The following is a 27000-nucleotide window of genomic DNA, read 5'->3' as shown; positions in this document are numbered from 1 at the left end:
CCTCGCCCAATCAGTGGTCACTTCTTCGCGTGCAGCTCCAGGCCCGTCGTGTCGGCGTGCACCGGCATCGTCACCTCGACGGTGTCGCCGTCCTGGACGTCACCGGCGAGCATCGCACGGGCGAGCTTGTCGCCGATCTCGCGCTGCACGAGGCGACGCAGCGGACGCGCACCGTAGGCGGGATCGTAGCCTTCGAGCGCCAGCCAGTCCTTCGCCTCCTGCGTGACGTCGAGCGTGATCCGGCGGTCGGCCAGACGCTTGTCCATGCTCTTGATCTGCAGGTCGACGATCGAGGTCAGCTCGTCGCTGCTCAGCGCATCGAAGAGCACGATGTCGTCGAGGCGGTTGAGGAACTCGGGCTTGAACGCCGAGGCGACGACGTCCATGACCGCATCCTTCTGCTCCTGCTCGGTCATCGCCTGATCGACGAGGAACTGCGAACCGAGGTTCGAGGTGAGGATGAGGATCGTGTTCCGGAAGTCGACCGTGCGGCCCTGACCATCCGTGAGACGACCGTCATCGAGCACCTGCAGGAGGATGTCGAAGACGCTCGGGTGCGCCTTCTCCACCTCGTCGAGGAGGACGACGGAGTACGGCCGACGGCGCACCGCCTCGGTGAGCTGACCGCCCTCGTCGTAGCCGACGTAGCCGGGAGGCGCACCGAGAGCCGCGAGACCGTGTGCTTCTCGCCGTACTCGCTCATGTCGATGCGGATGAGGGCCTTCTCGTCGTCGAAGAGGAAGTCGGCCAGCGACTTCGCGAGCTCCGTCTTGCCGACACCCGTGGGGCCGAGGAAGAGGAACGAACCGGTCGGGCGATCCGGGTCGGAGACCCCGGCCCGGGACCGGCGGATCGCATCGGAGACCGCGGCGACCGCGTCCTTCTGACCGATGAGGCGCTTGCCCAGCTCGTTCTCGGCGCCGAGGAGCTTCTCGACCTCGCCCTGCATGAGGCGTCCGGCGGGGATGCCGGTCCACGAGGCGACGACCTCGGCGATGTCGTTGGCCGTGACCTTGTCGCTGACCATCGGATCCGAGCTCTGCCCGGCATCGGCTTCGGCCTCTTCGGCTTCGGCCTCGGCGATCTCCTTCTGCACGGCGGGGATCTCCCCGTAGAGCAGGCGGGACGCCGTCTCCAGGTCGGTGTCGCGCTGGGCCTTCTCGGCCTGCGACCGCAGCTCGTCGAGCTTCGTCTTCAGCTCACCGACCCGGTTGAGGCCGGCCCGCTGGGACTCCCACGTCGCCTCGAGGGCACGGAGGTTCTCCTCCTTGTCGGCGAGGTCGGCGCGCAGATTGCTCAGGCGCTCCTGCGACGCGGAGTCCGTCTCCTTCGACAGCGCCATCTCCTCCATCTTCAGGCGGTCGACCGAGCGGCGCAGCTCGTCGATCTCCGCCGGAGCGGAGTCGATCTCCATGCGCAGCCGGCTGGCCGCCTCGTCGACGAGGTCGATCGCCTTGTCCGGCAGCTGACGGCCGGTGATGTACCGGTTCGACAGACCCGCCGCGGCGACGAGCGCGCCGTCGTTGATCGAGACCTTGTGGTGGGCCTCGTAGCGCTCCTTGAGACCGCGGAGGATCGCGATCGTGTCCTCGACGCTCGGCTCCCCGACGTAGACCTGCTGGAAGCGACGCTCGAGCGCCGGATCCTTCTCGATGTTCTCGCGGTACTCGTCGAGGGTCGTCGCGCCGATGAGCCGCAGCTCGCCGCGGGCGAGCATCGGCTTGAGCATGTTGCCGGCGTCCATCGAGGAGTCGCCGCCGGCACCGGCGCCGACGATCGTGTGGAGCTCGTCGATGAACGTGATGATCTGACCGTCGGCGTTCTTGATCTCCTCGAGCACCGCCTTGAGCCGCTCCTCGAACTCGCCGCGGTACTTCGCGCCGGCCACCATGGCCGAGAGATCGAGGCTGATGAGCGTCTTGTCCCGCAGCGACTCGGGCACGTCACCGGCGACGATGCGCTGGGCGAGGCCCTCGACGACGGCCGTCTTGCCGACTCCGGGCTCGCCGATGAGGACGGGGTTGTTCTTCGTCCGGCGGGAGAGCACCTGGATGACGCGACGGACTTCCTTGTCTCGGCCGATGACGGGATCGAGCTTGCCCTCGCGCGCGGCGGCGGTGAGGTCGATGCCGAACTTCTCGAGCGACTGCATCGTGTCCTCGGGGTTCTCCGAGGTCACCTTCTTGCCCCCGCGCAGCTCCGGCAGAGCCGCGAGCAGGGCGTCGCGGCTGGCGCCGTTCGCGCGCAGCGCATCGCCGGAGCCGTCATGGCCGCCGGCGGCGGCGAGCAGCAGATGCTCGGTCGAGACGTACTGGTCTCCGAGCGAGGTCATCTCCTCCTGCGCCTGGTTCATCAGCTCGAGGGCGGCCCGGGACAGGCTCGGCTGCGCCACGGACTGTCCGCTCACGGTGGGGAAGCCGCCGATGACGGCGGCGACCGCGGTGAGCACGGTGTTTCGGTCAGCGCCGACCTTCGCCAGGAGGTTCGAGGCGAGAGAATCGGGCTGCTCGAGCAGTGCGGCCACGATGTGGGCGGGCTCGACCTGGTTGTTGTGGCGCGCAACGACGTCGTTGACTGCCGTCTGCAGCGCCTCTCGCGATTTGGTGGTCATCTGTGCGTCCATGCGCATCTCCTCAACAGTGGTGGATTGTGCTTCTCTCCGGTGCAACGCCTCCAAAGTTGAGTCTATTCCACTCAACTTTGATTTTCGAGGGTCAGTTCACACAAGCGATCATGTCAGGGGTCCCATGCCTCCGTCCCGGTCATGACTGCAGCACCGCCTGCAGGTCGAAGCGCCGCAGCACCTTGTCCGCCGCCTCGGGGTCGATGCCGCGTTCGCGGCGGGCCCGGAGCACCTCGTCGCGGGCGGCCTGCATCGCCCGCTTCTGCACGGCGAGGAGCCGCTGGCGGTTCTCCTTGAACTCGGTCGCCTTCTCCGCACTCACCTGATCATCGGGAGTGCCGAGCAGCTGGGTGCGCAGCGTCCTGAACCGGGTCCGCAGCGCCTCGGCGACATCATCGGGCAGGTCGTCATCGGACTGGATCTGCCTGATCGCCGCGGCATACGCGCGCTTCGCGATCTCCTCCGTCTGCCGCCTCTCCTTCTCCGCCTCGTCTCGATGCCGAGGGCACCGACGACGGCCGGGAACGTCAGGCCCGCGAGGACGAGGGTGACGAGGAGGACGACGGCGGCGGCGACGAGGAGGTAGGAGCGACCGGGGAACGGCTCGCCGGTGTCGGTCAGCTGCGGGATCGACAGGGCCAGGGCGATCGTCGCCAGCCCGCGCATCCCGCCCCAGGTCATGAGCACCGAGTCGCGGACGTTGAGCGGGGCCGCGTCCGGATCCTCCTCCCGGATGCGCTTGCTGATGAGGAGCATCGAGAGCAGGAGCCAGACGAAGCGCACGACGATGATGACCGCGGCGATCGCCAGCCCGATGAGCACGGCGCGCCCGAGGTCGGAGCTCTCGGTCTCGATGACGACGCGGAGGTCGAGGCCGATGAGGCCGAACGCGATGCCGGTGATGAGCATCTCGAGGACCTGCCACGTCGTGGCCTGCGTGACGCGTTCGGCGGAGTTGCCCTCGACGTCGCGCCGCCGGACCTCGAGGGCGGCGACGACGACGGCGATGACGCCGCTGGCGTGGAAGTGCTCGGCGAGCAGATAGACGCCGAAGGGGAGGACGAGGAGGAGGGAGGAGCGGGCGACCGTGTGGTCGATGCGCTCCATCACCCACCACGCGACGAAGACGACGAGCCAGCCGATGGCGATCGCGACGACCGCCGAGAGGACGAAGGCGACGGCGAGGCTGCCGAAGTCGACATCCGTGTCGGCGAGGGCGGCGGCCATCGCGGTCTGGAAGATGACGAGGGAGGCGGCGTCGTTGAACAGGCCCTCGCTCTGCAGGGTGCTCATGATCCGGCGCGGGATCGACACGGTGCCGGCGACCGCGTCGACGGCGACGGGGTCCGGCGGGGCGAGCATCGCGCCGAGGGCGATGGCCGCGGCGATCGTGATCCCCGGGATGAGGAGCAGCGCGGAGCCGGCGACGGCGGCGACCGTGACGCCGACGAGGGCGATGGCCATGCCGAGGATCGTCCGCCACCGGATCGCGAAGAGCGCCCACGAGGTCTTCTGCGCGGCGGCGAAGAGCAGCGGCGGGAGGAAGAGGGGGAGGATGAGCTCGGGGTCGATCGTGACATCGGCGAAGGTGGGGATGAACGCGCCGGCGATGCCGACGACGACCATGAGCGCTGGCCAGGGCAGGCGGAGCCGCTGTCCGATGCCGACGACGATGCTCGTCGCCGCGCCGAAGCCGATGACCATGAGCAGAGTCGTCATCGGCATCCTCCTGCGGCGGCGTGTGCGAGCAGGCTGTTCGCACAGGTATCGGTTGCGACAGTGCCCATTGTAGGCTCGCGCTCACCGCTTGAGAGGGGAAAGGATGAGGAAATCGCGGCGCCGAGGCGGGGCCGGGGTGTCGCGGGCCGGTGCGGACCGTGCGATGTCGCGGATGCGGATCGACCTTGTGGGCATCCGCGCGGATGCGGGCCCGGCGTCGGCTACAGTGGCACTAGCAGGGCGACGCACAGCGTGCGGGAGAGCGGTTGAAGGGAAGGAGCAGCGGTGGCGATAGTGGTGACCGGCGCAAGCGGCTTCATCGGGGGAGCCATCGCTCGCGCCCTGGCGGCGCGTGACGAGACGGTCTATGCGCTCTGCCGCCGCGACCCGGAGATCCCCGGGGTCAACTTCCACGAGTGGACATCAGGCAGCCGGCCCCGACCGCGGTGCAGTCGCTGGCGAAGTCCGTCACCGCGGTCTTCCACTGCGCCGGACTCACCGATGTCACCGCGGCCTACGACGACTTCTACGATGTCCGCGTGACCGGCACGCGCCACGTCCTCGACGTCTTCGCCGACGCCCGGATCGTCCACATCTCCTCGACGACGGTGTACTCGCCGACCCAGCCGCACACCGACCTGTGGGAGGAGGCGGGCCCGCAGGATCCGAGCGAGTACCACGACGACTATGCGAAGACGCATGTGCTCGCCGAACAGCTGCTCGCCCGCATCCGCCCGGACGCCGCCGTCCTCCGTCCCGCCGCGGTCTACGGCCCGGGGGAGACGATGCTCATGCCCAGCCTCAGCCACTTCGCGAAGAAGGGCGTGCTCACCCTGCCCGGCGGCGGTCGGCAGAAGATGACGCTGACGGCGATCGACAACCTCGTGCGGGCCGCGCTCGCGTGCCTCGACGTGCCCTCGGCCTCCGGACCGTTCAACATCGGCGACCCCACCCCGTACCGGCTCAAGGACGCCGTGGCCACGCACTTCGCGCGCATGGGCTATCCGCCGGTCGTCATCGAGGCGATCGCGAAGGACAAGGCCCTCGTCGCGGCGAAGGTCGGGCTCAAGGTCAAGTCCCTCTTCAAGCGCGGCGACAGCGCCCGGCTCTTCCTCGTCGAGTACCTGCAGTTCGACCGGACGTACAACCTCTCCCGGCAGCAGCGCGTCCTCGGCATCTCGACGACGCAGTTCCTCACGCCCTCGCGCTTCCAGCAGGGCCCCGACGCCCCGGACCGGAGCGCCTAGACCGACTGCGCCACGGCCCGTCCGGTGCGCAGCCCCGTGAAGATGCACCCGCCGAGGAACGTCCCCTCGAGCGCGTTGTACCCGTGCATGCCCCCGAAGCCGCTGACCTCACCGGCGGCGAAGAGCCCGGGGATCGGCGTCCCGTCGGGCGCGAGCACCTCACCCTCGAGGTTCGTCTCGAGCCCGCCGAGGGTCTTGCGTGAGAGGATCCCCAGCCGCACCGCGATGAGCGGGCCGTGCGCGGGATCGAGGATCGGATGCGGTGGCGCCACCCGCACGATCCGATCGCCGAGGTAGCGGCGGGCTCCGCGGATCGCCTGCACCTGCGGGTCCTTCGAGTAGGGGTTGGCGACCTCCCGGTCCCGGTCGACGATCTGGGCGACGAGGTGGTCGTGGTCGATGACGGGTCCGCGGGAGCGCGCGTTCATCCCCGCGACGAGCTCCTCGGTCGTGTCCGCGACGACGAAATCGGCACCGTAGCGCGTGAACGCCTCGACCGGGGCCGGTGCCCCGGTGGACCGGGCGCGCGCGAGGCTCAGCCGCCAGTCCTTGAGCGTGATGTCGGGGTTCTGCTCGGAGCCCGAGAGCGCGAACTCCTTGGCGATGATCGTCTCGTTGAGGACGAACCACGAGTAGTCGTGACCGGTGCCGAGGATCGCCGCCATCGTCCGGTTCGTGTCGAAGCCCGGGTAGTTCGGGGCGGGGAAGCGGTTGCCGGCGGCGTCGAACCACAGCGACGACGGTCCGGGGATGATCCGGATCCCGTGGCCCGGCCAGATCGGATTCCAGTTCTCGATGCCCTCCGTGTACGCCCAGATCCGGTCGCGGTTGATGAGGTTCGCCCCGGCCGCCTGCGCGATGTCGAGCATCCGCCCGTCGACGTGCGCGGGCACGCCGGCGAGCAGGTGGGCGGGGAATTCGCCGAGGCGGTCGGTGGGCCAGAAGCGGCGCAGCAGTTCGGCATTGTGGCCGATCCCGCCGCTGGAGACGATGACGGCGGGAGCGCGGAACTCGAACTCGCCGACCTCCTCGCGGTTCGAGGCCACACCCCTGGCCGTGGGACTCGGGGCGAGCACGTGTCCGCGGATGCCGACGACGGCGCCGTCGGCGACGACGAGTTCGTCGACCCGGTGGCGGAAGCGCAGGTCGACGAGCCCGCGCTCCTCCGCCGCCTCGACGGGTTCCCGGAACACCCGGACCACCTCGGGGCCGGTGCCCCACGTGAGGTGGAACCGGGGTACGGAGTTCCCGTGCTCGGAGGCACCGGACCCACCGCGCTCGGCCCAGCCGACGATCGGGGTGAGCCGCAGACCGAGCCGGCGCAGGTAGTCCCGCTTCTCCCCGGCGGCGAACTCGAGGTAGGCGTCGGCCCACGCGCGCGGCCAGCGGTCCTCGGCTCGGTCGAACCCCGCCGAGGCGGCCCAGTCCTGCCGCGCGAGGGCGAGGGAGTCCCGGACGCCGAGGCGGCGCTGCTCGGGGGAGTCGACGAGGAACAGGCCGCCGAGCGACCAGTGGGCCTGCCCGCCGAGGTTGGCCCGGTTCTCCTGGTCGACGATGAGCACGGACCTGCCGGCCTGCGTGAGCTCGTGGGCGGCGACGAGTCCGGCGAGGCCGGCTCCGACGATGATCGCGTCCGGGGTCGGTGAGGTGGCGGCGGTGCTCATCGGGCTCGACTCCTTCGTCGGCGGGTGGGGTCAGGCGGTCGGCGAACCGTCCGCGGCGTCGAGGATGCCGGACATCCAGGCGATCGCGTCGTCGAACGAGGCGTCGGTCGTCGTCGGGTCGACGATCGGCCGGGTGCCGTCGGCGCTCGGGTAGCTGCCGAGGAAGGTCAGGGACCGGGCGACCCGGTGGACGCCGATGAGGGCATCGGAGACCCGGGCCTCGTGGATGTGGCCGAGGAGGTCGATCGAGAACTGGTAGAGGCCGAGGCGGTCGCCGGTCGGGCGCGACTCGATCCGCGACATCGTGATCCCGCGCGTCGAGAACTGCTCGAGGAGTTCGAGGAGGGCGCCGGCCCGGTCGGAGCGCAGGGCCGCGACGACCGTGGTCTTGTCCGCTCCCGTCGGGTCGGGAATGCGTCCGGGCAGGGTGACGACGACGAAGCGGGTGACGGCGTCCTGGCGGTCGCCGATGTCCTCGGCGATGACGTCGAGGCCGTAGCGCTGCGCGGCCAGGGCCGGGCACACGGCGGCGACGTAGTCTGCGGCGTCGCCGGCGAGGTCGCGGGCGCCGCGGCCGTCGAGGACGTCGGAATGTAGACGGCGTCGGGGAAGTGCTCGGCCATGTAGCCGCGCACCTGCGCCTCACCGTGCGGGTGGCTGCCGAACGACGTGATCGCGGTCGGGTCGGTGCCCGGGCGCACGGCGAGGACGAAGCGGACGGGCACGACCACCTCGGCGATGATCTGCAGGTCTCCGTGCCCGGTGAGCGCATCGATCGTCGCGGGCACACCGCCTTCGACGGAGTTCTCGATCGGCACGATCGCGGCCGCGCAGTCGCCGTCGAGGACGGCGTCGAGGGCGGCCGCGGCGCCCCGCATCGGCAGGGTCGTCGCCGTCTCGGTCTGTCCCTGCTCGCCGAGGTAGCTGAGCAGGGCGGCTTCGGTGAAGGTCGCCTCGGGGCCGAGGTAGGCGTACCTCATGAGGACGCCTGCTTCGCCTGCCGCCGCCTGGCCATGAGCGCCCGGGCGACATCGCGGTACTGGGCGGCGCGGTGGAGCTGCGCCTTGAGATCGCGGCCGGTCACCCGGTGGTGGAGGTCGCATTCGACCTCCTCGACGCGCAGGCCGGCGTTGACGACGTCGATCGTCATGCCGGTCTCCACACCCCAGCCGGCGGCGAACGGCAGGGCCGCGTCGAAGGCCTCCCGGGAGAGGCAGCGCATGCCCGACAGGGGCTGGGTGGCCTCGAACCCGGAGAGTTCGGCGATGCCCTTCTTCGCGAGCCCGACGACGAAGCCGAAGCCCCCGCCCTTGCGCTTCTGCGCGGGCAGGATGGCGATCGTCATATCGGCCTCCCCGGCGAGCACGGGGGCGGCCAGGGGTGCGGTGTTGACCGCGGAGTCCTCGAGGTCGCCGTCGATGAAGAGCAGCGCCCGGTGGGCCGGTGTCTGCCCGGGCGGGGTCTGAGAGATCTCCCGGTTGCGGATCGCGAAGGCCCCGGTCATCATCGCCGCGGCCTTGCCCTTGTTCTTCGGGTGGGTGACGACCTCGGCGCCGGCGCGCCGGGCCACGGTGCCGGTGTCATCGCTCGACCCGTCGTCGACGACCATGACGATGTCGACGCCGGGGATGAGCTTCGTGCTCGCCACGGTCGCGGCGATGCGCTCGGCCTCATTCATCGCGGGGATGACGGCGGCGATGCCGATCGGGCTCGGGTGCTCAGTCATGGTCAGTGGATGGTGAGCTGGCGGGCGACGATGCCGGAGCGGGTCCGGCGGGCCTCGGTGCTCAGCGGGGAGTCGTCGCTCAGGGCCTCGTCGAGACGCGTCGCGAACTCGGCGATCGGCTCCTCGACGTCGTCGACCTGGGTGCCGAACTCGAGCTCCCAGACGGGCACGATGATCCCGTGGGCGCGGAAGTAGCCGAGGAACGTCCCCGGTCCGCCGAGGTCGTTGCGCCCCTCGGCCTGCAGCCGTGCGAGGGCGTCGACGACCTGGTCCTCGCCTTCGGACCGGGCCCAGCGCACATAGGTCCGGCCCGACATCTCCGTCCAGTAGGCGGAGTCGACGGAGGCGAGCTTCTCCGTCGGGGCGATCGAGTCGTTGGCCTGTTCGAGGGCAGCCGCCACCTCGGCGTCGTCACCGGGCAGCTCCCAGTACTCGAAGGTCTCGAGGACGCGGACGTCGAAGGGGTGGGCGTCGTCGAGGATGTCCTGCAGCCGCGGTCCCTCACCGGGTTCGGTCGTCGCCTCGATCGTCGTGCCGGGGGCCGCGTCGACGGCGGCGAGGATGCCGCGGGCGACGTCACGGGAGGCATCGGTCGAGGACACGGGCACCTGCATGCCGGCGAGCACGGTGCCGTCCTCGCGGTGCCAGGCCTGCCAGGCCGCCGGCAGCAGGGAGGCGATCGTCACGGTGTGTCCGCCGAAGTCCTCGCGCAGCCGGACCTCCGCGGTCGCGGCGGGCACGAGTTCGCGCAGGCAGATGAGGTCGGCTTCGAACGGCAGGCCCTCGAAGGGGCGGGGCACGAAGGCCGTGGCCTGAGCCCGGGCCAGACGCTTGGCGATGAGGTCTTCCTTGGAGCGCTTCGACTTCTTTCCCATGGGACGCAAGTCTAATCGGTGCCGGGCCCCTGGGCGGTCAGCGTCCGGCGCGGCCTCAACTCTCCCCGGCGACGGGGATGAAGTACCGGGTCGAGTGGGACTCGTCCATCCGCACCCGCAGAGTGTCGCCGGGGGAGGGCAGTCCCGCCCGGTCCGGGTTGTCCGGGGTGAGCCCGAGGGTCTCGAAGCGGATGATCCCATGGCGGCCCACCTCGTCGGCGGCGAGGACGTAGGAGTGCTTGAGCTCGCGGATGGTCACTTCGATCGAGGGCGCCTCGGTGTCGGGGTCGGTCATCGCCCGCGGCGGGGCCGCGTTGCCGAGGCCGAGGTAGGCGCCGACGTCGTCGGCGATGAAGCCGGCGACGGAATCGGCCTGCGCGAAGAGCCCGGCGAGGACGAGGCCGAGCCTCTCCTGCTGCGAGTCGGAGGTGAGCACCTGACCGGGTTTGAAGAGGTGCTCCTCGGAGAGCACGCACCACGCGTCCTGGAGGATGGTGCGGATCTGGAGTTCGACGAGGACGGAGGGCTCGGAGTCGAAGGGCACCTCGACGATGAGGTGGCGTCCCCGGTAGCCCGAGGGCTTCGGGTGTGCGGAGTAGTCGCGCACCTCGGCGATCGACAGGGACGAATCGTCGTTCGGATCGGTGAGCACGTCCCAGAGCACGGCCTGCTCGCGTTCGGTGCGGCACACCACTCGGGCTCCGACGACGTCGATGACCTGGTTCTCGACCTCGACGGCCTCGTGGATCTCATCGTTGGCGTCGGCGAGCTTCCGGCGCAGCTTCTCGCCCGTGCGCAGCGGGTCCTTGATCCGGCCGGGGACGATGCGGACGCGGTCCTCCGTCAGCTGCGGAGACCGCGAGCGGGCGGACTCGATCCAATCCTCGACCGTCTCGAGCGCTGCCCTCCAGGTGGACTCGCGCCGGTCGTAGGCCTCACCGACTAGCTCGCGGACTTTTGCTGACATCGTCGTCACCTTCCTCCTGGTTCAACTTCACCAGATGAGACGGGCGATGTCCATGCTTTGCGCGTCGTTTTGCGCGACCGGATCACTCGCCGAGGCGGTGGCGGGGAATCCGCGGGCAGAATCCGCGGGCGCGGTCGACCGCCCGCGCGACTCAGCAGTCCCAGCCGACCTCAGAGGTCGTAGTCGACGATGACGGGGGCGTGGTCGGACGCGCCCTTGCCCTTGCGCTCCTCGCGGTCGATCTGCGCGGACACCGCCGCCTCGGCGAGGACTGAGGATGCGAGCTCGAAGTCGATGCGCATCCCCTCCTTCTTCGGGAAGCGCAGCTTCTGATAGTCCCAGTACGTGTAGACGCCGGGCCCCGGGGTGAACTGCCGGGTCACCTCCTGCAGACCCGCGCCGAGGAGGTCGGTGAACGCCGCGCGCTCGGGCGGGGAGACGTGGGTGGCGCCGTCGAAGGCCGCCATGTCCCAGACGTCCATGTCGAGCGGGGCGACGTTGAAGTCGCCGCACAGGACGATCCGCTTCTCGGGGTCTGCGGCGAGCTGCCCGGCGATGTCGGCCGTGAGCGCCCGGTACCACTCAAGCTTGTAGGCCAGATGCGGATGGTCGAGCTCACGGCCGTTGGGCACGTAGAGGGAGTGGACCCGCACCCCGCCGCACGTCGCCGACAGCGCACGCGCCTCGACGACGCCTTCGTACTCGGGGATGCCGGCGAAGCCGATCTGCGGATCGCTCAGCCCCACGCGGGAGGCGATCGCCACGCCGTTCCACTGGTTGAGCCCGTGGAAGGCGACCTCGTAGCCGCGGGAGTCGAAGATCTCCCGGGGGAACTGGTCGTCCCGGCACTTGAGCTCCTGGATGGCGAGCACATCGGCATCGGAGCGGTCGAGCCACGCTCCGATCCTCTCCTGGCGGGCACGGATCGAGTTGACATTCCACGTCGCGATTCTCACCCCACCACCCTAACCGGTTACCGGATAGTCTGAAGCCATGCCTGACGCTCTCAACGCCCACCTCGGCCACGACGGATCACCGGTCCCCGACTCCTACTACGTGCGCCGCGGCGAGGACCGCTTCGTCTCGACCCTGCACAGCCAGGGGGCGTGGCAGCCCGGCGAGCAGCATCTCGCGCCCGCGTCGGGGCTCATCCTCGCCGAGGTCGAACGCCGCCTGCCGAGTGACAAGATCGTCTCGCGCATCAGCTACGACATCCTCGGCGTCATCCACTCCGGTGAGTTCACGATCGACGTCGACGTCGTCCGGCCGGGTCGGACGATCGAACTCGTCGAGGCGCGGATGCGCCACGGCGACCGCGTGAGCATCGCCGCCCGGGTGTGGCGGCTGCTCGGCAGCGACACCGCGGACGTGGCCGACCACGAGTGGACGCACCTGCCCGACCCGGAGTTCGTTCCCGCCGTCCCGTTCGCCCAGCGGTGGTCCGGCGGCTTCATCGCCTCCCTCGAGGGGCGACAGGCCGACGACGCCCGGCCCGGCCATGCGCGCAGCTGGATCCGCTCGCCCTTCCCGCTCGTCGACGGCGAGGTCGACCCGCCGACCGCGGCGCTGGTCAAACTCGTCGACACCGCGAACGGCCTCGCCGTCCGGGTCGATCCGGCGACGACGTTCTTCCCCAACGTCGACCTCACCATCCACCTCACGCGCACCCCGGAGCCCGGCTGGGTCGGCTTCGAGACCCGCGTGGCCTTCGGTCCGACCGGGATCGGGGAGACCGCGAGCGTCCTCAGCGACGCCACCGGCCCGCTCGGCACCGCGGCCCAGTCTCTGACCGTGCGAGTGGGGCAGGGCGCGAAGTGAGCAAGAGCCCCCGTCCGAGAGCCCTCGTCACCGGCGCGAGTGCCGGGCTGGGGCGCGGGTACGCGCGGGCGCTCGCGGCGGAGCACTATGACCTCGTGCTCGTCGCCCGGGCTGAGGACCGGCTGCGGGAGCTGGCGGCGCAGCTGTCGACCGCCCACGGGATCAGCGCCGATGTGGTCGTCGCCGACCTCGCGACGGAGGCGGGCATCGCCGCGGTCGCGGAGGTCATCAGGTCCACGCGCATCGATGTCCTCATCGGCAACGCCGGTTACGGACTGAAGGAGGGCCTCCTCGACTCCGACCCCGAGGCGCTCGCCGCTCAGGACCGGGTGCTCAGCACCGCCGTGCGCGAGCTCGCCCTGGCCGCCGTGCCGGGGATGCGGGCCCGCGGTCGCGGCGGGATCATCACGGTCTCCTCGCTCGCGGCCGTGACGACGATGGGCCAGTACGCGGCCTCGAAGGCTGCCGCCCTCGTCTTCACCGAGGCGCTCGCCGGGGAGCTGCGCGACGAGCCGGTCACGGTCACCGCCGTGCTCCCCGGTTTCGTCCGCACGGAGTTCCACGACCGCCTCGGCGCGAGGCGTCCGGGACCGGGCTGGATGTGGCTCGACATCGACGAGGTCGTCGACGTGTCCCTGCGTGACGCGCGGGCCGGGAAGGTCGTCTCAATCCCCGGAATCCACTACCGTCTTGCGGCAAATGCGGCGAGATTGGTCCCGCGCCGTCTCATCCGCTGGGGGTCGGCGGGATTCGCCTTCGATCGGCAGCGCGGCGAGGGCGGTGCGCGAGGGGCCTGAGGGAAACTTTTTCGCAAAGTTTTTTCGGCCGCACGCGGTAAGAGAAGTTGAGGGTTGAACCATCTGACCCACCGCTCTGAACTGGAAATTCGCGGAAGTTCGCGTTCAGCATTCTTGTTCAATGAGACCAAATATGTCTCAAATCATTCTTTACAACAGGCCGTGAAGTGTGGTGGAATTGTGATGTCCGCCCGGTGGGGATCGGGTGGACATAACGGACGTATGGGGATGCGTCCGGGTACTCGAGGGGAGTGCTGCGAGGACCCCGGGTTGACGCGATTACGCGCCCCGGGGTCTTTGTCATTCACGACAAACGCACGTCATGAACAAGTCGCTGACAGGTCACGAACGGGACATGACCGACCGGTTCGAACGGGCGATCAGCTGAGATCGCAACGAGGTCAGCGAAGTCCGTAGGACTGGGCACCCGTTCCGGCGAGCCCGCCGCCCTCGACGATGAGGTAGTCCTCTTCGATGGGGCGCCCCTCGAGGAAGCGCTGGAGGATGTCGAGGGTGCCGGCGGCATACCTCGCCTGGGCCGACAGCGTCGTTCCCGAGATGTGCGGGGTCATCCCGTTCCACGGCATCGACCGCCACGGGTCGTCGGCGCCGGCCGGCTCCGGATTCCACACATCGCCGGCGTACGCGGCCAGATGCCCCGAGCGCACGGCGGCATCGACGGCGGCGGGGTCGACGAGCTCGGCCCGCCCGCAGTTGACAAGGTACGTTCCACGCCTGAGGGAGCCGAGCAGCTCCGCGTCGAAGAGATGCCGAGTCGCCGGATAGAGCGGAACCTGCAGGCTGATGATGTCCATATGCTGAGCCATCTGACCGATGTCGGGATGGAAGGTGAGGCCGAGCTCCTCCTCGAGTGCGGGGTCGAGCCGGTGCCGCTGCGTGTAGTGGAGCTGAAGTCCGAAGGGCGCGAGCCGCCTGAGCACCCCACGGCCGATCCGTCCGGCGCCGACGGCGCCGAAGGCCATCCCCTGGACGTCGTAGCCGCGGGAGACGCATTCGGCGATGTTCCAGCCGCCGCTGGCCGCCGTTAAGTGCGAGGGCAGATAGTTGCGCACGAGGGCGAGGATCATCATGACGATGTGCTCGGCCACGGAGTCGGAGTTCGACCCGGTCACCTCGGCGACCGTGATGCCCGCCTCCGCCGCGGCCTCGAGGTCGACGTGATCGGACCCGATGCCCGCGGTGAGCGCGAGCCTCAGGTGCGGGGCGGAGGCGATCCGCTCCCGGGTGAGGTAGGCGGGCCAGAACGGCTGCGAGATGACGATGTCGGCGCTCGGCAGGAGGCGGGCGAACTCGGAGTCCGGGCCCTCCTTGTCGCTCGTGACGACGAACTCGTGGCCGTGGGACTCGAGGTACTCGCGCAGCCCGAGCTCTCCGGAGACGCAGCCGACGAGCTGGCCGGGGACGAAGCCGAGCGGCGGCTTGGGCATCGGCGCCGGTGCGCCGTCGACGTCCCATGTCACCGCCGGGATCTCATCGCGGGCATAGGGCGGAGGGTAGCCCGACTGCGGGTCGGGGTAGAGCACACAGAGGATTCTCGCCATCGAGATCAGCCCATCGCGTGAAGGTGCATTGTCAGGGAACCCTGAGTCTAAGTCCCCGGCCTGGGTATATTCTGACCGGACGGCGGAGGGTGAGGGGGTGAGCATGGTCAAGGAGGCGCAGACGGCGAGGTTCGCCGTGGCCGGTCTCATCATGGTCGCGCTGCTCGCCGCCGCGGCCGCCCCCTCCCCCCTCTATCCCGTCTACCAGCAGCTGTGGGGGTTCTCCGACTTCACCCTCACGGTGATCTTCGCGATCTACGTCCTCGCCCTGCTCGCGACGATGATCGCGCTGGGCTCGCTCGCCGACGTCGTCGGCACCCGCTCCGTCCTCGTCGCCGGACTCCTCGTCCAGATCGCGGCGATGGTCCTCTTCATCCTCGCCGACGGCGTCGGTCCCCTCATCGTCGCCCGCCTCGTCCAGGGAGCGGCGACGGGACTGTGCACGGGGGCGGCGTCGGCGATGATCGTCGCCCACCAGCCCAGTCAGCCGGCGGGCGCCCTCGTCTCCGGCGGTTCCTCGCCGATCGGGCTCGCGCTCGGCGCCGCGCTCGCCGGTCTCCTCGTCGAGTACGCTCCGTGGCCGCGCCAGCTCGTCTACTCGGTGCTGCTCGGCACCTATGCCGCTCTGCTGATCGCCCTCATCCTGTTGCCCCGCGATCCCGTGCCGCGGCAGCCGGTGCGCCTGCGGGCCCTCGTCCCGCGGGTCGGGCTTCCCGCGGCGGTGCGCCCGCTCTTCATCCGCCGGATCCCCGCGCTGCTCGCGATCTGGGCACGGCCGGACTCTACCTGTCCCTCGGGGCCTCGCTCGTCCACACCACCTTCGGAGTCGACAACACCTTCGTCGTCGGGCTCACCCTGGCCGTCTTCTTCCTCCCCGCGCCGGCGGCCACGTGGCGGATGCGGGGGATGACCCCGCGGCGGCACGGACTGCTCAGCTTCGGGCTGCTCGGGCTCGGGGTTCTCTGCACGGTCGTCGCCGTCCTCGTCGACTCGCTCGCCCTCTACATCGTCGCCTCGGCGCTGGCCGGGGCCGGCTTCGGCGCGGGCTTCTCCCGGGTCATGGGAACGATCGGCCAGGCCGCTCCCGCCGCGGACCGTTCCCGCACCTTCGCGACGACATTCATCGTCGCCTACACCGCGTTCAGCGTCCCCGCCGTGCTCGCCGGCCTCGCCGCCCAGCACTTTGGCCTCGTCCCGACCTTCATCGTCTACGGCCTCTGCGAGGTCGGAGTCGTCATCATCGCCGCCGCACTCGCCGCGACGTCCCCGAAGAGAGGAGCACCATCATGACCCCGCTGTCCATCCTCGACCTCGTCCCCGTCTCCCAGGGAATGGAGACCCGCACCGCACTCGACGAGTCGCTGGCCCTGGCGAAGCTCGCCGACCGTCTCGGCTACCGGCGGTACTGGTACGCCGAACACCACAACGTGCCGACGTTCGCCTCCTCGGCGACGTCCCTGCTCATCGGGCGGGCCGCGGAGAACACGAGTCGGATCCGGCTCGGCTCCGGGGGAGTGATGCTGCCCAACCACTCCCCGCTCATGGTCGCCGAGTACTACGGCACGCTCGCCGCGATGTACGGCGACCGCTTCGACCTCGGACTCGGCCGCGCCCCGGGCACGGACCCGCGCACGGCGGCGGCGCTGCGCCGAGGGCAGGCCTCGGCGGACACCTTCGTCGAGGACGTCGTCGAACTCCAGCGCCACCTCGGCGACGGGACGGGGGAGACGACAGCGCATCCCGGGCAGGGCACCCGGGTGCCGCTGTGGATCCTCGGGTCGAGCCTCGACGGGGCGACGGTCGCCGCGGCCATGGGCCTGCCCTACGTCTTCGCCTCGCACTTCGCGCCGGCCGCCCGCCACGAAGCGATCCGGCGGTACCGGGAGAACTTCTCCACCGACTACGTCACCGCGGAGCTCTCCGCGCCCTACGTCATGGCCGGGGTCAACGTCCTCGTCGCCCCCACCGACGAGGAGGCCGAGCACCTCTTCACGACCGCGCAGCAGCTCGCCGCCGGCATCGGCACCGGCCGGCGCACCCCGCTCGCCCCGCCGGTCGGCGACATCCGGGAGGTCGTCGATGCCGGCGTGCTCGCCTTCATCGAGGACTTCCAGCAGGTGCGGGCCGTCGGATCCCCGCAGACCGTGGTCACCGCCTTGCAGGAGATCATCGCCGACCTCGGCGTCGACGAACTCATCATCACGACGTACACGTTCGACCCGGCGATGCGCGCGCGGTCGTTCGAACTGCTCGCCGAGGCGTGGGAGCTGTGAGCGCGGACCCACCGGTGACGGCGCGGATGGTCCGCTTCGACCGTTTCGGCGGCGACGACGTCCTCCACGTCAGCCGGCTCGGAGTCTCGGCCCCGGACGCTCTGCAGGTCAGCGTCGCCGTCGCGGCGGCCGGGGTGAATCCGGTCGACGTCCGGATCCGGTCCGGCCGGTATCCCGGTGTCGGCGAGGACCGGCTGCCGTACACGCTCGGGCGCGACGTCGCCGGCGTCGTCGTCGAGTGCGGGGCGCAGGCGGAGAAGTTCTCCGTCGGCGACGCGGTCTTCGGGATGGTCGACATGCACGGCGGCGGATACGCCGAACGGGTCGTCGTCGACCAGCATGCGCTGACGACGACACCCGCCGGCGTCGATGCCGTCCGGGCCGGGTCGATTCCGACCGCGGGCCTCACCGCGTGGCAGGGGCTCTTCCGCTACGGGCGAGTCACCGCGGGCTCGACCGTGCTCATCCAGGGCGGCACCGGCGGGGTCGGGCACTTCGCGATCCAGTTCGCGAAGGCGGCCGGCGCCCGTGTCATCACGACGACGTCGACGCCGCACGTCGCCTTCGCCCGGGAGCTCGGCGCCGACGTCGTCATCGACTACGAGACGCAGGACCTCTCCGGCGTGACCGGCGTCGACGTCGTCCTCGATCTCGTCGGGGGTGCTGCGAGGGCGGCATCGTGGGCCGTGCTCGTCCCCGGCGGTGTGCTCGTGACCACGCGCGACGCGCCCTCACAGGAGGAGGCTCGGGCGCACGGGGTGCGGGCGCTGCGCTTCACCGTCGAAGCCGACGGCGCAGAGCTCGCCGAGATCGCCAGGCTCGTCGCCGCCGGGACGGTCACCCCGCACATCTCAGCGACGCACCCGCTGGAGCAGGCCGCCGCGGCGCTGACCGACATCGAGAGCGGACACACCGTCGGCAAGGTCGTCCTCGAGGTCGACCCCGGCAGCACTGACTCTGGCAGCACCGAACTCGGCAGCTGAGACGACATCACCCCGACACCAGGTCCTGTGCAGGGACCCGGGTCGGGGTGATGGTGCCGTCGGCTGGACGGCGGAGGCCGCCGATCCGGCCGGCGGCGGTGGAAGTGCCGGCCGAATCGACGACCGGCTGGGGGTCCGGGACTGCTCCCGGGAATCAGACCGGCGACTGAGCGCCGTCTCACCGCCGGGGATCCGGCGGTGAGACCCGCTGACTGCGCTAGGCGAGGGTGACGCTGCGCTGCTTGCGGTTGGGTGTGCGGGCGATGCCGATCTCGAGTCCGACCGCCGCCAGCGGCTCCCCGAGCGCACTGCTCGCGTTGCGGGCGACCCTGTCGGCCACCTCGGCGACGATCGCATCGATGTCGGCGCGATCGTCGACGTCGATGTGGATGACGAGCTCGGGGCGACGCGCGGTGCCGCGGACGATGACCTGAGCGGAGTCGACGCCCTCGATGGTCTCGAGGTCGTCGGAGACCGCCTCGGCGATGACATTGGCCGTCACCGTGGTCAGGCCGGTGCGCGCATCCTGCTGCAGACGCAGCGGCTTCGCCGCGTCCTTGCGCGGGATCTGCAGCGACAGCCACCAGATCCCGATGATCGCGAGCACGACCGCGATGAGCACCGCGACGAGGGCCGAGAACGACCACGTGAACGGCACCGCGAGGACGCCGAGGGAGCTCGACGGTTCGAGTCCGGCGACGATCGCCGACAGGAAGCCGAAGCCTGCGGCCGCGGCACCGGCGCCGACGATGAGGCACACGAGTCCGACGATGAAGAGCAGGGTGCGATTGGCACCTGCGGCCATTCTTCTCATCACTGCCTCCTCTGGGCGTGCACGCGCACGCTCGGTTGCCTGTCGAAGCCGATCGCCGAGAGACGGTCCGTCACGGCCTGGCCGACATCGCTGCGGATCGCGGCGGTGTCGCGCACCGGGGTCGCGACGGTGACGATCGTCGACCGCGCGTTCGAGGCCGCGCGGACGCGGGAGACCCCGTCGACGGAGTCCGCGGCGGCTGCCGCGAGGTCCGAGACCGCCGAGGTCGGCAGGGCGACTTCGAACTGTTCGATGTATTCGCTCGTCGGTGCCCGGAAGCCGACGATGCGTCGGGGTCCCGGGGAGATCGCGAGGATGATGAGGATGAGTCCGATGACACCGAGGACGATGCCTGCGCCGATGACGATCGGCATCCCCCACTGGAGGGACTCGGCGCCGGAGACACCCGGCAGCGTCGTCGTCAGCGCTGCCTCGGCGCCGGACTGGGCGATGGCGGCGATGCCCGCCCACCCGAGCCCGACGGCGACGAGGAGGAAGACGACGGCGACGATGACTGATGGCACGACCCGTGCGGGACGGGCGCGCAGGAGATGAGCGCTCATGCCAGACTCCTCACTTCGCTGGGATGGCTCGCCGATTCGGGCTTGAGCCAGGTCACGTCGATGTCGACCTGCCGGACGGTCACGCCCGTGAGCGATTCCACCTCGGTGCTCAGCTGCTGCCGAACGGTTTCGGTGGTCGCCGAGATCGGCAGCGGGTAGGCCAGTCCGAGCTTCACATCGAGGGTGCAGCTGCGGCCTGAGAGCGTGACGTCGACGCTCGGTCGGGTGTCGAGACTCGAGTTCCCGCCGATGCCGAGGAAGCCCGACGTCGACCCGCCGACCCCGGGGAGGCCCTTGAGGATCTCCGAGGCGGTCTTCTCGATGACTCGGTCGGCGATCGTGAGGCTACCGCGTGATGCAGCCACAGCGATCACCTCCGCGTCGTCGAACGTGAGCTCAGGGCTCCGAGGTCGAGTCGGCCGTCGAGGACCAAGCCGATCGTGAGACCGAGCCCGCCGCAGATCGCGACGACGAGGAATGCGACGAATCCTCCGAAGTACGCGACGATGCCGAGGGTGAGTCCGACAAGCAGTCCGATGAGTGTTTTCGACATGGCAGTCCTTCCGCTGCGGTCGTGATGTCCCCGGGGCGAGTGCCGGGTGGGGCCGCGCCCCGGGGCATCAGCGACGAATGGATGTGTCAGGAGAGTTCGTTGGTGCTGTCGCTCTTCTTCTGATCGTCATCGTTGTCGTCGTCGGGGAGGTGGACGTCGGTGACGTCGATGTTGACCTCGACGACCTGGAGTCCGGTGCCCTGCTCGACGGCGCGGATGACGTTGCGACGGATCGCCTCGGCGACATCGACGATCGAGGTGCCGTACTCGACGACGATCGTCAGGTCGATTGCGGTCTGCTTCTCGCCCTTCTCGACGGAGACTCCGCCGGAGACGTTCGTCTGCGAGCCGGGGATCCGATCGGTGAGGGTGTCGAAGGCGCGGCGTGCGGCATTGCCCATGCCGAAGACGCCGGGGACCTCGCGAGCCGCGATGCCGGCAAGCTTGGCGACGACGTTCTCAGCGATCGTCGTGTTGCCCTTGTCGGTGACGAGGGGGCTGTTGATGTCCTGGCCAGCGTTCGCAGTCGACGCCGAGGTGGTGGAGGAAGTGGAGGAATCGGTGTTGGCAGGCATGATCGTTCATTCCCTTTCGTGTCGGATGTGCTGACATAGGTACAGACGGGGCTGTTCGGAGATCCTCACGCAGCTTGGTGAAATTTCTTTCGCCGGATTTCTCGGCCGCCCGGTGCGGGGTGGGTCGGAGGCGGGGTCAGCTACCGCCGGACGGCCCGGTTGGGAGGGCCGATGACCGGGCCGGAGACTGGACCTGCGGGCGCGCCCGACGCGGCCCGAAAGTCTCGATCTGATGAACTTCGCGGCAACTATCCGACAAGGAGTGTTCCCATCGGCTCCTCTCGCCTATCATCAGGAGCATGGCAAGAGGAGATGATCGATTGGACATCGTGACACTCGTCGTGCGGGCGCGTGAAGGCGATGTCGATGCCTTCGCCTCCCTCGTCGATCGGTATGAGACGAAGCTGCTGCGGTTCTGCATGCGCACCCTCGGTGACCGGCAGGACGCCGAGGACGTCGTGCAGGACACGTTCGTCCAGGCCTGGAAGTCGCTCAACGCACTCGCCTCGCCCGAAGCCTTCGGGACCTGGCTCTACCGCATGGCCTCGAATCGGTGCACCGATGTCCTCCGCAAGCGCGTCAGCCGCCCGTCCGACCCGTTCGACCCCGAGGACTTCGGCGCGCACGCCGACGATCGCGCCTCGGTCGAGAAGCGCGTCGAGGCCCGCAGTGCGCTCGAGCGGTTCGCCCAGGTGTTCTCGACGCTGTCGTCGGAGCAACGGGTGACGTGGGTGCTCTGCCAGATGGAGGGCCTGAGCTACGCTGAGGTCGCTGACACCTTGGGCATCACGGAAGGCAGCGTGCGCGGTCGCATCCACCGCGCCCGGGCCGCCATCGTCGAAGGGATGAAGGGATGGACATGAGTGATGATCGCCGCGCGCCGATGGTGAGCGCGCCGCACCTGACCTCGACGCGCAGCTGCGCGACGTCATCGACGATTACATGGGTCATTTCGTTCCCGACCCCGAACAGACCGCGGGCATCCGCGAGCGCATCCTCCACCTCGTCCGCAACGACCTCTACCGGGGGCCGTCGACGAAGCTGCGCACCGATGAGGGGCACGAGTACTCGATCGCGTCGACGGCTGTGCGCGCGATCGTCCGCGATGCCGTCGACACGGTCGACGGCATCCGCTCCCGCAGTGTGAGGATCGTGTCCGCCGGGGAGCCCTACGGCAGTGCCGCCGAGGTGGCGCTGACCGTGACGATGCGCGCGGACATCCATTTCGTCACGTCAGCAGACGAGATCAGGACCGCGGTCTCCGAGGCGCTCGTGCGCGAGCTCGGGGTGCCCGCTTCCCGGATCGATATCGAAGTCGAGGATGCCTATGTCGAATGAGCCCATGTCGCCCGAGAACAAGCGCGAGACCGAAGCCGAGGCCCCCACGCCGCTCGAGGTCAGCCACGAGTCGGTCCTCGAACCCGAACTCGTCCACGAGGATCAGCCCTCTGCCCCGCTGCCGGCCGCACATTCGTCTGCCGCGACAACGTCGACCGGTGCCACGGCATGGTCGACCGGTGCCGCGGCGAAGTCAGGCGCCGCGGCGAAGTCGACTGATGCCGCGGCGAAGTCAGGTGCCGCAGCCGACTCGGGGCGTGTGAAGAAGGACGCGACAACCGCGCCGACCGGCACGGGCCGCGCGGCCGGCAGCCACGGGACCACTGACGCCGACGGGGCAACTGCTCTGACCGGGGACACGGCTGTCGACAGTGCCGCGGCCGACGAATCGGTTGAGGTGGTCAGCCCGCTCACTCACACCGCGCAGGAGCTGTCACGCTCGGTCTCCCACATTCCCGGCGTCGCCTCGCTCGCTCCGGGCATGAAGGACCTCGTCGTCAGCGCGACGGCGAAGGTGCTGCGGCGTGCCGGCGGTGAGCCGACCGGCATCGACCTCACGCAGTCCGACGACGGGTACCGGGTGCGCATCGACGCCCACTTCGACGACTCGCGGTCCGTGGCCGCCGTCGTCGACGACATCTTCGCCGCCGTCGACCGTGAGGTCGGCGAACCGGTCGAGATCGACCTCCGCGTCATCAGCCGGGGCGCTGCGAGCTGAGCGGCGAGCTGAGCGGCCGCGGGGAACCGAGCCACCCCGGCGAACGTCGACCGCGGCGGGCTGAGCCACCTCGGTGAAGCCTGACCGCCGCGGAGGGTGCCACCCTGCCGCCGCCTCGGCGTGCGCACACCGCCTAGACTGAGGGCATGACCGACAGCGCTGACTCCCGCCGCCAACTCCTCGACCTCATCGACGAACTCGCCGTCGTTCGCGGTCGGGTCACCCTCTCCTCGGGCCGCGAGGCCGACTACTACCTCGATCTGCGCCGGGTCACCCTCGACCACCGCTCGGCCCCGCTCATCGGCGACGTCGTCCTCGACCTCCTCGAGGCCGAGGGCCTGCTCGACTCCATCGACGCCGTCGGCGGACTGACGATGGGCGCCGATCCCGTCGGCACCGCCGTCATGCACCGCTCGGTCGTCCGCGGCACCCCCGTCGACTCGTTCGTCGTCCGCAAGGAGGCGAAGAAGCACGGGATGTCCCGTCGCGTCGAGGGTCCCGATGTCGCCGGCAAGCGCGTCATCGCCGTCGAGGACACCTCGACGACGGGCGGTTCCGTGCTCACCGCGGTCGACGCTCTCAAGGAGGCCGGCGCCGAGGTGGTCGCCGTGGCCGTCGTCATGGACCGTGACACGGGGGCGAAGGAGAAGGTCGAAGCCACCGGGATCCCCTATCTCACGGCGCTGACGACGAAGGACCTCGGGCTCGACTGAGCTCGCGACCACCAGCTGGGACTCGACTGTCAATTCCGTTGAAATCCCGGACCTGGTTTGAATCGCCCTGCGCGATTCACCACGATAGATGAGAAACTCTCAAGGGCCGTGGCTGCAAACGGCGCCCGTTGGACAACGTAAGGATCGCGTGTGCTCACACTGAAAGGGATTTCCCTGCGCAAGGGGAAGCGGACATATCTGGATGAGGTGAGCTTCACCGCCGAGCCGGGTCGGATCACCGCCATCGTCGGAACCCGATCGGCAGGCCGCACCGAACTCGTGCGCGTCATCATGGGCCTCATCACCGCTGATGAGGGCACTGTCGAACTCGAGGGCTACGAACTCGACTTCGGCGACCGGCAGAACTTCGGCTACCTGCCCGGTGAGCGCGGCGGCTACCCGAACATGCGCGTCATCGATCAGATCGTCTACCTCGCGCGCCTCCACGGCATCACCCTCGGCGCTGCCGAGCGCAATGCCCTGACCCTGCTCGGCCGGCTCGAACTCGCCGACCGCGGCTACGCCCCGCTGAAGAACCTCAGCGGCGCCGAGATCGCCCGCGTCGACATCGCAGCGACCCTGGCCGCCGACCCCGACGTCGTCGTCATCGACGACGCGTTCAACGGCCTCGACACGAAGTCGACCGAACTCGTCATGTCCCTGCTGCGGGCCCATGCGGCCTCAGGCGTGCCCGTCATCCTCGCCACCGACGACTGGGAGGCCGCGGAGAAGTTCGCCGACGACATCGTCGTGCTCAGCCAGGGCAAGGTCACCGCTGCCGGCAGCGTCGACGACCTCCTCGGCGAGCACCGCTACGAGGTCGCCCTCGCCGACGCCGAGGCAGCCGCGACGTCCCTGCGGGGACGCGCGGGGATCACGGAGATCGAGGTCATCGACACCGTCATCCGCTTCCGCAGCGACGATCCCGGCTCCGCTGCCGCGTCGGTGGCGACGCTGCGCAAGGTGGAGCGCTTCGAGCGGGTGCGCCCGACGTTGGCCGAGCAGTTCAAGGAGACTTTGTGATGGCACGCAAGGACGATGCGCGGGACGAGCAGACGCCCGACGACGACGCGACGAAGACGACGACGTCGAAGGGCACTGCCCCGACGAGCCTCGACGACCTCGGCGGAGTGACCGGCGACGTCTCAGCGGCTGGGAAGTCGGGTGCGGGGAAGGCCAGCGCCGCGAAGGCCGGCGCCGGAAAGGCTGCCGGCGGGAAGACTGCCGCCGGGAAAGCCGGTGCCGGGAAGGCCGCTTCGGCGGACGCGGACGACCGCCTCGGCGAGGATTCCGCGGATTCGACGCTCGGTCTCGACGAGGTTCCCTACGAACTCGCCGAGGACACCCCGGACCCCGAGGATCTGCCTGAGACGGGACTCGTCTCGGAGTTCGTCGACGTCGGCAAGCGCCAGGCTTCATGGCTCGTGTCGAACCGGGAGAGTTCGACGACGATGCGCAGTCCGTTCTTCCTCGTCACCGTCGCCGTCGTCGTCCTCGGCATCGTCGCGGTGATCGTCAGCGGGATCGTCCGCGACGCACAGGCGAACTCGGGCACCCCGAGCATGGCGATGGTCGGCGTCGGCGAGCAGGCCGCGATGTACGAGCAGCAGCTCGGCGTCTCGATCACCGATGCTCCCGATGCGCAGGCGGCCGAGCAGCTCGTCCGCGACGGCACGGTGGACGCCGCGTTCATCCAGGACCCCTCGGGCCAGTCGCAGCCGACGATCATCGCCCTCGACAAGCAGCCCACGGCGCTCCTCGAGCGCCTCGCCCCGCAGACCGAGGCGACGCTGCTGCAGACCCCGGCCGTGCCCGAGGACGTGGCGGTCCCGCTGCTGTGGGGCATGGTCGTGTTCTCACTCCTCGTCATCGCCACGCTCGGCACTGCGCTCTACCAGAACCTCCGGCTCGAGAAGCGCAACCGGATCACGGAGATCATCGCCGCGACGATTCCGCCGCGCGCCGCCGCCTCGGGGCGGGTGACGGGCATGCTCACGCTCGTCGTCATCCACCTTCTCGTGGCCGCCGTCGTCCTCGAGCTCGGTCTCTCGATCTCAGGTCAGACTTCGCTCGCGTTCGCGATGCTGCCGGGGCTCGGCTGGTTCGCGCTCACCCTGTTCTTCACCGCCTGGACGATCTTCGCCCTCCTCGTGTGGGCCTCGACGATCACCGGTGACAAGGCGCGCAAGACGATGGTCGCGATCATCGGCGTGCTCACCGTCGGAGGTGCGATGGCCCCGGTCATCGTCGGCGCCTCGGGAACGGTTGGCCGGGTGCTCGGCTGGGCTCCGTTCACCTCGCCGATCGGCATCGCCGACCGCTACTTCGCCGCCCAGCCGGAATGGTGGGAAGGTCTCGTGGCCGCCGCCATCGCCGCGGTGCTCGCCTTCATCATCCACGCGCTCGCCGGTGGCGCCTACGTCCGGTCGGTGCTCGCCGGCGGCGGGCGCGGCGGCAAGACCGTGAAGATGAGCAAGCGGGCCAAGAAGGTCGCTGCGGCCAAGGACGCCGATGCGAAGGGCACGGACTCGAAGGATGCGGACGCGAAGGACTCCAACTCGAAGACGTCGGGTGCCGAGGGCTCCGATGCGAAGGACGCCGACGACAGCGACGCGGACGCGTCCGACGAGGTGACGGTCGAAGAGTCCGAGACTGTCATAACCTCGGCGAAGGGGACCGCGTCTGCGAAGTCCGCCACCGCATCGAAGGGGACCACCTCGGCGAAGGGGACCAAGGCAACCGGCGCAGGGAACCCCGCGAAGGATGCCGACAGCGACGACGCGAAGTGACCGACGGTCACGAATCACAGCAGGTGGGGGTCGGTCCGTGGACCGGCCCCTGGCCTGTCGGCGAGCACTACGATCCGGAGCTGCTCGCCGAGGGTGACCGGCGCAACGTCGTCGACAAGTACCGCTACTGGCGGCACGACGCGATCGTCGCCGACCTCGACACGGTGCGGCACGGATTCCACGTCGGCGTCGAGAACTGGCAGCACGACCTCAACATCGGGTCGGTCGTGCGCACGGCGAACGCCTTCAACGCCGCCGCCGTCCACATCGTCGGGCGACGGCGCTGGAATCGGCGCGGAGCGATGGTCACCGACAAATACCAGCACGTCATCCACCATCCGAGCGTCGACGACCTGCTCCAGTGGTGCAGCGACAACGAGGTGCCGCTCATCGGGGTCGACAATTTCCCCGACTCGGTGCCGCTGGAGACCTACGACCTCCCGGAGCGCTGCCTCCTCCTCTTCGGTCAGGAAGGGCCGGGGCTGAGCGAGGAGGCGCACCGGGCGAGCTCGGCGGTGCTCTCGATCGCGCAGTACGGCTCGACCCGGTCGATGAATGCCGCCGCAGCGGCAGCGATCACGATGCACGCGTGGGTGCGCCGCCACGTCTTCGACCAGCCCGTCGGGTAGGGGGTTGCGGGCACGCCGAGCGCCGGGCAGCCTGCCCTCCTCGCCGAAGTGCGG

At 69.8% G+C, this 27000-nt stretch carries 27 protein-coding genes and 3 pseudogenes; 15 read left to right on the top strand and 15 right to left on the bottom strand.

The genetic code is table 11. From position 1 onward, the window contains the following. Positions 1-17: 17 nt before the first annotated feature. The 3 genes and pseudogenes from clpB to AC2W7K_RS04300 all read right to left on the bottom strand — a co-directional run bounded on the left by clpB (position 18) and on the right by AC2W7K_RS04300 (position 4342). Positions 18-2623, bottom strand: a pseudogene (clpB, locus tag AC2W7K_RS04310) (ATP-dependent chaperone ClpB). Between the two features lie 139 nt (positions 2624-2762). Continuing rightward, on the bottom strand, positions 2763-2945 hold the full coding sequence (locus tag AC2W7K_RS04305) for a hypothetical protein (RefSeq protein WP_486005782.1): 183 nt from the start codon (positions 2943-2945) through the stop codon (positions 2763-2765). Beyond that, on the bottom strand, positions 2942-4342 hold the full coding sequence (locus AC2W7K_RS04300; protein WP_486005781.1) for a cation:proton antiporter: 1401 nt from the start codon (positions 4340-4342) through the stop codon (positions 2942-2944). The genes AC2W7K_RS04305 and AC2W7K_RS04300 overlap by 4 nt, the downstream gene beginning before the upstream one ends. A 285-nt stretch (positions 4343-4627) precedes the next feature. Between AC2W7K_RS04300 and AC2W7K_RS04295 the strand changes: the two are divergent. Further along, positions 4628-4684: pseudogene (locus tag AC2W7K_RS04295) on the top strand (hypothetical protein); the annotation flags it as partial. Positions 4685-4758: 74 nt separating this feature from the next. Further along, positions 4759-5589 carry an NAD-dependent epimerase/dehydratase family protein gene (locus AC2W7K_RS04290; RefSeq protein ID WP_486005780.1) on the top strand — a complete coding sequence of 277 codons (831 nt, stop codon included), beginning with the start codon at positions 4759-4761 and terminating at the stop codon, positions 5587-5589. On the opposite strand, the gene AC2W7K_RS04285 is transcribed toward AC2W7K_RS04290, so the two are convergent. The 6 genes and pseudogenes from AC2W7K_RS04285 to AC2W7K_RS04260 form a co-directional block, all read right to left on the bottom strand. Further along, entirely contained in the window at positions 5586-7253 is a 1668-nt protein-coding gene (locus AC2W7K_RS04285) for an FAD-binding dehydrogenase (RefSeq protein ID WP_198499872.1), read from the bottom strand. The genes AC2W7K_RS04290 and AC2W7K_RS04285 overlap by 4 nt on opposite strands. Positions 7254-7283: 30 nt before the next feature. Then, positions 7284-8233, bottom strand: a pseudogene (pheA, locus tag AC2W7K_RS04280) (prephenate dehydratase). Continuing rightward, positions 8230-8979 (bottom strand): glycosyltransferase family 2 protein, encoded by a 750-nt coding sequence (locus tag AC2W7K_RS04275; protein WP_198499870.1) that lies wholly within the window; start codon positions 8977-8979, stop codon positions 8230-8232. Before AC2W7K_RS04275 ends, pheA begins: the two are co-directional and overlap by 4 nt. Positions 8980-8981: 2 nt before the next feature. Then, a complete protein-coding gene (locus AC2W7K_RS04270) occupies positions 8982-9854 on the bottom strand; it encodes a DUF5926 family protein (RefSeq protein WP_198499869.1) in 873 nt (290 codons plus the stop codon). Between the two features lie 55 nt (positions 9855-9909). Then, positions 9910-10821 carry a GTP pyrophosphokinase gene (locus tag AC2W7K_RS04265; protein WP_198499868.1) on the bottom strand — a complete coding sequence of 304 codons (912 nt, stop codon included), beginning with the start codon at positions 10819-10821 and terminating at the stop codon, positions 9910-9912. A 170-nt stretch (positions 10822-10991) separates the two neighbouring features. Beyond that, complete coding sequence (locus tag AC2W7K_RS04260) at positions 10992-11777, bottom strand: exodeoxyribonuclease III (protein WP_198499867.1); 786 nt, start codon at positions 11775-11777, stop codon at positions 10992-10994. 37 nt (positions 11778-11814) lie between these two features. On the opposite strand from AC2W7K_RS04260, the gene AC2W7K_RS04255 reads away from it, so the two are divergent. Further along, positions 11815-12639, top strand: coding sequence for a thioesterase family protein (locus tag AC2W7K_RS04255; protein WP_198499866.1), 825 nt, complete (start codon positions 11815-11817; stop codon positions 12637-12639). Next, the gene (locus tag AC2W7K_RS04250; RefSeq protein WP_198499865.1) at positions 12636-13436 is read left to right on the top strand and encodes an SDR family NAD(P)-dependent oxidoreductase; all 801 of its coding nucleotides are present in this window, start codon (positions 12636-12638) and stop codon (positions 13434-13436) included. Before AC2W7K_RS04255 ends, AC2W7K_RS04250 begins: the two co-directional genes overlap by 4 nt. A gap of 401 nt (positions 13437-13837) precedes the next feature. On the opposite strand, the gene AC2W7K_RS04245 is transcribed toward AC2W7K_RS04250, so the two are convergent. After that, complete coding sequence (locus AC2W7K_RS04245) at positions 13838-14998, bottom strand: NAD-dependent formate dehydrogenase (RefSeq protein ID WP_198499864.1); 1161 nt, start codon at positions 14996-14998, stop codon at positions 13838-13840. A gap of 103 nt (positions 14999-15101) precedes the next feature. Here AC2W7K_RS04245 and AC2W7K_RS04240 point away from each other — a divergent pair, with 103 nt between their 5' ends. The 4 genes from AC2W7K_RS04240 to AC2W7K_RS04225 are packed head-to-tail and all read left to right on the top strand — an operon-like array spanning position 15102 to position 18254. After that, positions 15102-15908 carry an MFS transporter gene (locus AC2W7K_RS04240; protein WP_486005788.1) on the top strand — a complete coding sequence of 269 codons (807 nt, stop codon included), beginning with the start codon at positions 15102-15104 and terminating at the stop codon, positions 15906-15908. Further along, positions 15905-16288, top strand: coding sequence for a hypothetical protein (locus tag AC2W7K_RS04235; protein ID WP_486005779.1), 384 nt, complete (start codon positions 15905-15907; stop codon positions 16286-16288). The genes AC2W7K_RS04240 and AC2W7K_RS04235 overlap by 4 nt, the downstream gene beginning before the upstream one ends. Continuing rightward, the gene (locus tag AC2W7K_RS04230) at positions 16285-17271 is read left to right on the top strand and encodes an LLM class flavin-dependent oxidoreductase (RefSeq protein WP_198499862.1); all 987 of its coding nucleotides are present in this window, start codon (positions 16285-16287) and stop codon (positions 17269-17271) included. Before AC2W7K_RS04235 ends, AC2W7K_RS04230 begins: the two co-directional genes overlap by 4 nt. After that, positions 17268-18254 carry an NADP-dependent oxidoreductase gene (locus tag AC2W7K_RS04225; protein ID WP_198499861.1) on the top strand — a complete coding sequence of 329 codons (987 nt, stop codon included), beginning with the start codon at positions 17268-17270 and terminating at the stop codon, positions 18252-18254. Before AC2W7K_RS04230 ends, AC2W7K_RS04225 begins: the two co-directional genes overlap by 4 nt. A gap of 217 nt (positions 18255-18471) precedes the next feature. Here AC2W7K_RS04225 and amaP read toward each other — a convergent pair whose 3' ends face one another. The 5 genes from amaP to AC2W7K_RS04200 all read right to left on the bottom strand — a co-directional run bounded on the left by amaP (position 18472) and on the right by AC2W7K_RS04200 (position 20759). Beyond that, entirely contained in the window at positions 18472-19068 is a 597-nt protein-coding gene (gene amaP / locus AC2W7K_RS04220) for an alkaline shock response membrane anchor protein AmaP (RefSeq protein ID WP_198499860.1), read from the bottom strand. Next, positions 19068-19631 carry a DUF6286 domain-containing protein gene (locus tag AC2W7K_RS04215; RefSeq protein WP_198499859.1) on the bottom strand — a complete coding sequence of 188 codons (564 nt, stop codon included), beginning with the start codon at positions 19629-19631 and terminating at the stop codon, positions 19068-19070. Before AC2W7K_RS04215 ends, amaP begins: the two co-directional genes overlap by 1 nt. Then, entirely contained in the window at positions 19628-19996 is a 369-nt protein-coding gene (locus tag AC2W7K_RS04210) for an Asp23/Gls24 family envelope stress response protein (RefSeq protein ID WP_232623740.1), read from the bottom strand. Before AC2W7K_RS04210 ends, AC2W7K_RS04215 begins: the two co-directional genes overlap by 4 nt. A gap of 5 nt (positions 19997-20001) precedes the next feature. Continuing rightward, complete coding sequence (locus AC2W7K_RS04205; protein ID WP_137824419.1) at positions 20002-20184, bottom strand: DUF2273 domain-containing protein; 183 nt, start codon at positions 20182-20184, stop codon at positions 20002-20004. Between the two features lie 86 nt (positions 20185-20270). Then, on the bottom strand, positions 20271-20759 hold the full coding sequence (locus AC2W7K_RS04200; protein WP_137824420.1) for an Asp23/Gls24 family envelope stress response protein: 489 nt from the start codon (positions 20757-20759) through the stop codon (positions 20271-20273). Positions 20760-21088: 329 nt separating this feature from the next. Between AC2W7K_RS04200 and AC2W7K_RS04195 the strand changes: the two genes are divergently transcribed. The 7 genes from AC2W7K_RS04195 to AC2W7K_RS04165 all read left to right on the top strand — a co-directional run bounded on the left by AC2W7K_RS04195 (position 21089) and on the right by AC2W7K_RS04165 (position 26946). Continuing rightward, positions 21089-21622, top strand: a complete 534-nt coding sequence (locus tag AC2W7K_RS04195) for an RNA polymerase sigma factor (protein ID WP_232623872.1) — start codon at positions 21089-21091, stop codon at positions 21620-21622. 79 nt (positions 21623-21701) lie between these two features. Continuing rightward, positions 21702-22097, top strand: coding sequence for an Asp23/Gls24 family envelope stress response protein (locus AC2W7K_RS04190; protein WP_486005778.1), 396 nt, complete (start codon positions 21702-21704; stop codon positions 22095-22097). A gap of 4 nt (positions 22098-22101) precedes the next feature. Beyond that, on the top strand, positions 22102-22815 hold the full coding sequence (locus AC2W7K_RS04185) for a hypothetical protein (protein ID WP_198499857.1): 714 nt from the start codon (positions 22102-22104) through the stop codon (positions 22813-22815). A 146-nt stretch (positions 22816-22961) separates the two neighbouring features. Further along, a complete protein-coding gene (gene pyrE / locus AC2W7K_RS04180) occupies positions 22962-23528 on the top strand; it encodes an orotate phosphoribosyltransferase (protein WP_198499856.1) in 567 nt (188 codons plus the stop codon). Between the two features lie 150 nt (positions 23529-23678). After that, complete coding sequence (locus AC2W7K_RS04175) at positions 23679-24551, top strand: ABC transporter ATP-binding protein (RefSeq protein ID WP_137824425.1); 873 nt, start codon at positions 23679-23681, stop codon at positions 24549-24551. Further along, positions 24551-26317, top strand: coding sequence for an ABC transporter permease (locus AC2W7K_RS04170; RefSeq protein ID WP_198499855.1), 1767 nt, complete (start codon positions 24551-24553; stop codon positions 26315-26317). Before AC2W7K_RS04175 ends, AC2W7K_RS04170 begins: the two co-directional genes overlap by 1 nt. Continuing rightward, positions 26314-26946, top strand: a complete 633-nt coding sequence (locus AC2W7K_RS04165; RefSeq protein WP_198499854.1) for a TrmH family RNA methyltransferase — start codon at positions 26314-26316, stop codon at positions 26944-26946. Before AC2W7K_RS04170 ends, AC2W7K_RS04165 begins: the two co-directional genes overlap by 4 nt. Positions 26947-27000 lie beyond the last annotated feature (54 nt).

It is taken from the genome of Brevibacterium sp. LAARM2_SD2 (assembly GCF_057364785.1).
This window is presented reverse-complemented; position numbering and strand designations above follow the sequence as displayed.

Excerpts from the sequence above, each read along its gene's own strand:
- AC2W7K_RS04190 (WP_486005778.1), top strand. The coding sequence starts at position 21,702 with ATGGGTCATTTCGTTCCCGACCCCGAACAGACCGCGGGCATCCGCGAG.
- amaP (WP_198499860.1), bottom strand. The coding sequence starts at position 19,068 with ATGAGAAGAATGGCCGCAGGTGCCAATCGCACCCTGCTCTTCATCGTC.
- pyrE (WP_198499856.1), top strand. The coding sequence starts at position 22,962 with ATGACCGACAGCGCTGACTCCCGCCGCCAACTCCTCGACCTCATCGAC.
- AC2W7K_RS04270 (WP_198499869.1), bottom strand. The coding sequence starts at position 9,854 with ATGGGAAAGAAGTCGAAGCGCTCCAAGGAAGACCTCATCGCCAAGCGT.
- AC2W7K_RS04230 (WP_198499862.1), top strand. The coding sequence starts at position 16,285 with ATGACCCCGCTGTCCATCCTCGACCTCGTCCCCGTCTCCCAGGGAATG.
- AC2W7K_RS04285 (WP_198499872.1), bottom strand. The coding sequence starts at position 7,253 with ATGAGCACCGCCGCCACCTCACCGACCCCGGACGCGATCATCGTCGGA.
- AC2W7K_RS04240 (WP_486005788.1), top strand. The coding sequence starts at position 15,102 with ATGGTCAAGGAGGCGCAGACGGCGAGGTTCGCCGTGGCCGGTCTCATC.
- AC2W7K_RS04275 (WP_198499870.1), bottom strand. The coding sequence starts at position 8,979 with ATGACTGAGCACCCGAGCCCGATCGGCATCGCCGCCGTCATCCCCGCG.
- AC2W7K_RS04215 (WP_198499859.1), bottom strand. The coding sequence starts at position 19,631 with ATGAGCGCTCATCTCCTGCGCGCCCGTCCCGCACGGGTCGTGCCATCA.
- AC2W7K_RS04170 (WP_198499855.1), top strand. The coding sequence starts at position 24,551 with ATGGCACGCAAGGACGATGCGCGGGACGAGCAGACGCCCGACGACGAC.
- AC2W7K_RS04265 (WP_198499868.1), bottom strand. The coding sequence starts at position 10,821 with ATGTCAGCAAAAGTCCGCGAGCTAGTCGGTGAGGCCTACGACCGGCGC.
- AC2W7K_RS04255 (WP_198499866.1), top strand. The coding sequence starts at position 11,815 with ATGCCTGACGCTCTCAACGCCCACCTCGGCCACGACGGATCACCGGTC.
- AC2W7K_RS04185 (WP_198499857.1), top strand. The coding sequence starts at position 22,102 with ATGTCGCCCGAGAACAAGCGCGAGACCGAAGCCGAGGCCCCCACGCCG.
- AC2W7K_RS04205 (WP_137824419.1), bottom strand. The coding sequence starts at position 20,184 with ATGTCGAAAACACTCATCGGACTGCTTGTCGGACTCACCCTCGGCATC.
- AC2W7K_RS04245 (WP_198499864.1), bottom strand. The coding sequence starts at position 14,998 with ATGGCGAGAATCCTCTGTGTGCTCTACCCCGACCCGCAGTCGGGCTAC.
- AC2W7K_RS04235 (WP_486005779.1), top strand. The coding sequence starts at position 15,905 with ATGACCCCGCGGCGGCACGGACTGCTCAGCTTCGGGCTGCTCGGGCTC.
- AC2W7K_RS04200 (WP_137824420.1), bottom strand. The coding sequence starts at position 20,759 with ATGCCTGCCAACACCGATTCCTCCACTTCCTCCACCACCTCGGCGTCG.
- AC2W7K_RS04300 (WP_486005781.1), bottom strand. The coding sequence starts at position 4,342 with ATGACGACTCTGCTCATGGTCATCGGCTTCGGCGCGGCGACGAGCATC.